4 protein-coding genes and 1 pseudogene are annotated in these 3,944 nt (G+C 71.1%); 1 reads left to right on the top strand and 4 read right to left on the bottom strand.

The annotated features are described in order from the left end of the window. Positions 1-200: 200 nt before the first annotated feature. The 4 genes from ACZ3KP_RS35035 to ACZ3KP_RS35020 are packed head-to-tail and all read right to left on the bottom strand — an operon-like array spanning position 201 to position 3,481. Positions 201-878 (bottom strand): DUF1707 SHOCT-like domain-containing protein, encoded by a 678-nt coding sequence (locus ACZ3KP_RS35035; RefSeq protein WP_467504522.1) that lies wholly within the window; start codon positions 876-878, stop codon positions 201-203. Positions 879-910: 32 nt separating this feature from the next. Continuing rightward, on the bottom strand, positions 911-1,870 hold the full coding sequence (locus ACZ3KP_RS35030; RefSeq protein ID WP_467504520.1) for an ABC transporter ATP-binding protein: 960 nt from the start codon (positions 1,868-1,870) through the stop codon (positions 911-913). 2 nt (positions 1,871-1,872) lie between these two features. Continuing rightward, the gene (locus ACZ3KP_RS35025) at positions 1,873-2,637 is read right to left on the bottom strand and encodes an ABC transporter permease (RefSeq protein ID WP_358983432.1); all 765 of its coding nucleotides are present in this window, start codon (positions 2,635-2,637) and stop codon (positions 1,873-1,875) included. Positions 2,638-2,680: 43 nt separating this feature from the next. Beyond that, positions 2,681-3,481 carry an ABC transporter permease gene (locus ACZ3KP_RS35020; RefSeq protein WP_467504518.1) on the bottom strand — a complete coding sequence of 267 codons (801 nt, stop codon included), beginning with the start codon at positions 3,479-3,481 and terminating at the stop codon, positions 2,681-2,683. A gap of 206 nt (positions 3,482-3,687) precedes the next feature. Here ACZ3KP_RS35020 and ACZ3KP_RS35015 point away from each other — a divergent pair. Further along, a pseudogene (locus ACZ3KP_RS35015) lies at positions 3,688-3,944 on the top strand (hypothetical protein); the annotation flags it as partial.

Below are 3,944 nucleotides of genomic sequence, written 5' to 3'. Positions count from 1 at the left end.
CCGCCACCGACCGGCAGACGCCGCACCCCCACGTCCACCGCCCCGCCACCGACCGGCAGACGCCGCACCCCCACGTCCACCGCCCCGCCACCGACCGGCAGACGCCGCACCCCCACGTCCACCGCCCCGCCACCGACCGGTAGGCGCCGCGCCCCTGGGTCGGCTGCCCCGGCGTCGGTCGGTAGTCGCGGCTGTGTTGGTCAGGGGTTGTCGTGTCTGCGGTGTATCTCTCGTTGTTCTCGGCGTTCTTCCTTCAGGCGTCGGCGTTCCGCCTTCGTCGCCTTGTGTTGCACCTCGACGCCGCCCCAGAACGCCAGGCCCGTCACGATCACCCTGGGGGCGCCGGGGTCCGGCAGCGTCTCCTCCTCGTAGTGGTCGAAGCCGCCCATGATGCCGATGCCCCGCATCACCACCTCGACGCCCGGCGGCACGATCACGCTCACCCCGCCCATCACCGCGAAGCAGTTGATCTCGACCTCGCGGTCCGCGAAGTTCGCCTCGCGCAGGTCGATCTCGCCGCCGCCCATGAACGCCAGGCAGTTGAAGCGCCTCGGCACCGTCCAGCGGCCCCTGCGCTGGAAGCCGGACATGACGGCCACCGCCCAGGTGGAGGTGCCCTCGCCGCCCACGAACCGGCCGGCCCAACGCCCCTCGTCCGCCGGGGGCTTGGTCAGCGACACCGCGGGAGCGCCGGTCGCCGGCAGATCCCTGGTGAGCGGCGTCAGCTCACCGTACGTACGGGCCTGGTACGTCGCCTCCAGCCGCTCCTCGAACTCCGCCATGTCGAGCCGCCCCTCCGCGAGGGCGTCCCTGAGGATCTCGGCGACCCGCTCACGATCGGCGTCGGAGGCGCGCAGCTCCGGGGCTTCGTCGGTCATAGGAGCAGACTACGAGTTGGCGGCGGCCGGGACTACGCGGTCGTACGCTCCGCGTAGATCGTCGCGATCACCGTCTCGATGTCCGGCTCCCGGACGGACAGGTCCACCAGCGGGTACTCCGCCGCGATCCGCGCCACCAGCGGCGCCGCCGACTCCGAGGAGGGGAACGCCAGCCACTGCCGCGGCCCCTCCACCTTCACCACCCGCGCCGAGCCGCCCGTCTCGATCGGCGGGAGCTCCCGCTCCAGGTCGACCACCAGGGTCCGTTCGCTCTCGCCCACCTCGTGCAGTCCGGCGAGCGGGCCGTCGTACATCAGCCGCCCGTGGTCGATGACCATCACGCGGGAGCACAACTGCTCGATGTCCTGGAGGTCGTGGGTGGTGAGCAGGACCGTGGTGCCGCGTTCCGCGTTCAGCTCCCGCAGGAAGTCGCGGACCCTGGCCTTGGAGACGACGTCCAGGCCGATCGTCGGCTCGTCCAGGTAGAGGACGTCCGGGTCGTGCAGGAGCGCGGCCACGATGTCGCCGCGCATCCGCTGGCCGAGGGAGAGTTGGCGTACCGGGACGTCCAGCAGGGACTCCAGGGACAGGAGTTCGACCAGACGGTCCAGGTTCTCCCGGTAACGGGCTTCCGGGATGCGGTACATGCGGTGCATCAGCCGATAGGAGTCGACGAGCGGGAGGTCCCACCACAGGGTGGTGCGCTGCCCGAAGACGACACCGATGCGATGGGCCAGCTTCGTGCGCTCGCGGGACGGGTCGATGCCGGCGACCCGGAGCCGGCCCGCGCTCGGGGTCAGGATGCCCGTCAGCATCTTGATCGTCGTCGACTTCCCGGCGCCGTTCGGCCCGATGTACCCGACCATCTCGCCCCGCGCCACCGTGAACGAGAGCGAGTCCACCGCCCGTACCTGCCGGCGCTCCCGCTTCAGGAAACCGGCCTTCTTGCGGACCTCGAAGACCTTCTCGACCCCGTCGACCTCGATGAACATCGTCAACTCCCCGTACTCCGGTACGACCTGAGACCCGCCCGCCACGCCAGCCCCGCCAGCGCGCAGCACACCGCCGCCACCAGCGGCGGCGACCACACCGTCCACTCCGGCAGCCGCAGCGGGTACGGCCGCCCCAGGACGTACGCCGCCGGCACCCAGTTGACGAAGGCCAGCGGCAGCATGAACGTCACCCCGCGCACGAAGTCCTTCCCGAACACCGTCGGCGGGTACTGGAGCAGCGTCGTACCGCCGTAGGTGAACGCGTTCTGCACCTCGGCCGCGTCCTGCGCCAGGAACTGGAAGGCCGCGCCCGCCACGAACAGCGCACAGAAGATCACCGCACCGCTGCCCAGCATCAGCGGCAGCAGGAGCAGCTTCGCCGCCGTCCAGTGGACGTCCACCGACACCGTCGCCCAGCCGAGGACCACCGCGCCCTGGGTGATCCGGCCCAGCCGGCGCAGCGCGAAGCGGTCGGCGCCCACCTGGGCGAGCACCGGGGCCGGCCGCACCAGCAGCGTGTCGAAGGAACCGTCCCGGATCCGGGAGCCCAGCACGTCCATCGAACCGAGCACCAGGTCGGCCACCCCGAACGCGGTCGCCGACAGGCCGTACAGGAAGGCGACCTCGGGCAGCGACCAGCCGCCCAGCGAGTCGACCCGGCTGAACATCAGCAGGATCGTCGCGAAGTCCAGGCCGGTCACCAGCAGGTTCCCGGCCACCGTGAGGAGGAAGGAGGTCCGGTAGATCATCGTCGAGCGGACCCACATCCCGGCGATCAGCCGGTACGTCCGCAGCCCCTCCAGGGCACGCTCACCCACCCTGCACCACCACCCGCCGGGTCGCCGCCGACTGCGCCAGCCGGCCCGCCGCCAGCAGCACCACCGCCCACCCGGCCTGGAAGGCGAACGCCCCCGGCGCGCCGGTCTCCCCCATCAGCACGTCGGCCGGCATCTGGATCAGCGCCGCCCACGGCAGGGCCCGCGCGATCTCGCCGAGCGCGCCCGGGAACACGTTCAGGGGCAGGGACATCCCCGAGAAGAAGACCCCCGTGATCATCATGACCTGGTTGACGCCCATGCCGTCCATCAGCCAGAACACGCTCAGCGCGGCCAGGTAGCGGATGCCGAAGCTGACGACCATCGCCAGCAGCAGCGCGACCAGGAAGGCCGCCCAGGTACCGGCGTCCGACGGCAGCGCCGTCGGGAAGAACACCGCGCCGACCAGGAAGGGGATCACGCCCCGGCCCAGCATCTGGAAGAGCGAACGGCCCAGGTCCGTCGCCAGCCACCACAGTTGCAGGTCCGCCGGACGGTACAGGTCGATCGCGATCGCGCCCGTGCGGATACGCTCCATCAGGTCTTTTTCGACACCCCCGCCCTGGATGGCGAGCGTCGCGTACAGGCACTGTCCGAGCCACACGTAGGTGACGGCCTGTGCCTGGTCGTAGCCTCCGAGGTGCGGTTTCTCGTCCCACAGCGCCAAGTACGTGTAGACGAGAATGATCCCGAAGGCCGTGTTGGTGAACACCCCTGCCGCAGTGGCCGCCCGGTACGTCGCGTACCTTCGGAAACCCCCCGCCGCGACGGCCGTGTACAACCGTCCCGCGCCCACGCCAACCGACCTCCCGGACCGCCCGACACCGAAGCGCAGGAGCCTACTGCGCCGACGACACCGCAGGCCACGCATTTTCCGTGACCGAAGCGTGCCGGAATCCGGGAACGGAACGCGCGGTGCGAGAGTCTTCATCAGGGGGCGCAGAAGCGTACGAGGTCGTACCGGAACAAACGTACGACGCGAAACAGGAGTCCGTGCAGCACATGAGCGACGAGCCGCAGCCGCAGCAGCCGAACGAGGGCGGCGGAGGCCCGACGGAGCCGCCCGCTGCGGCCAAGGGGAAGCAGACCGAACCGGCCGAGCCGGCCAAGGGGGCCGAGGAGGCGAAGGCCCAGCCGACCACCCCGGCGGACCGGGCGACGGGAGACCAGGCGGGGGCACCGACGTCCGGCGTGCCCGGGGAACCGAAGCGACAGGTACGCGTCGCCGACGGCCAGGACGCGCAGGCAGCCGCCGGAGG

The sequence above is a fragment of the Streptomyces sp. NPDC020958 genome, assembly GCF_055562175.1.
The sequence above is the reverse complement of the archived record's forward strand: the minus strand, read 5'-3'. Positions and strand labels throughout refer to the sequence as shown.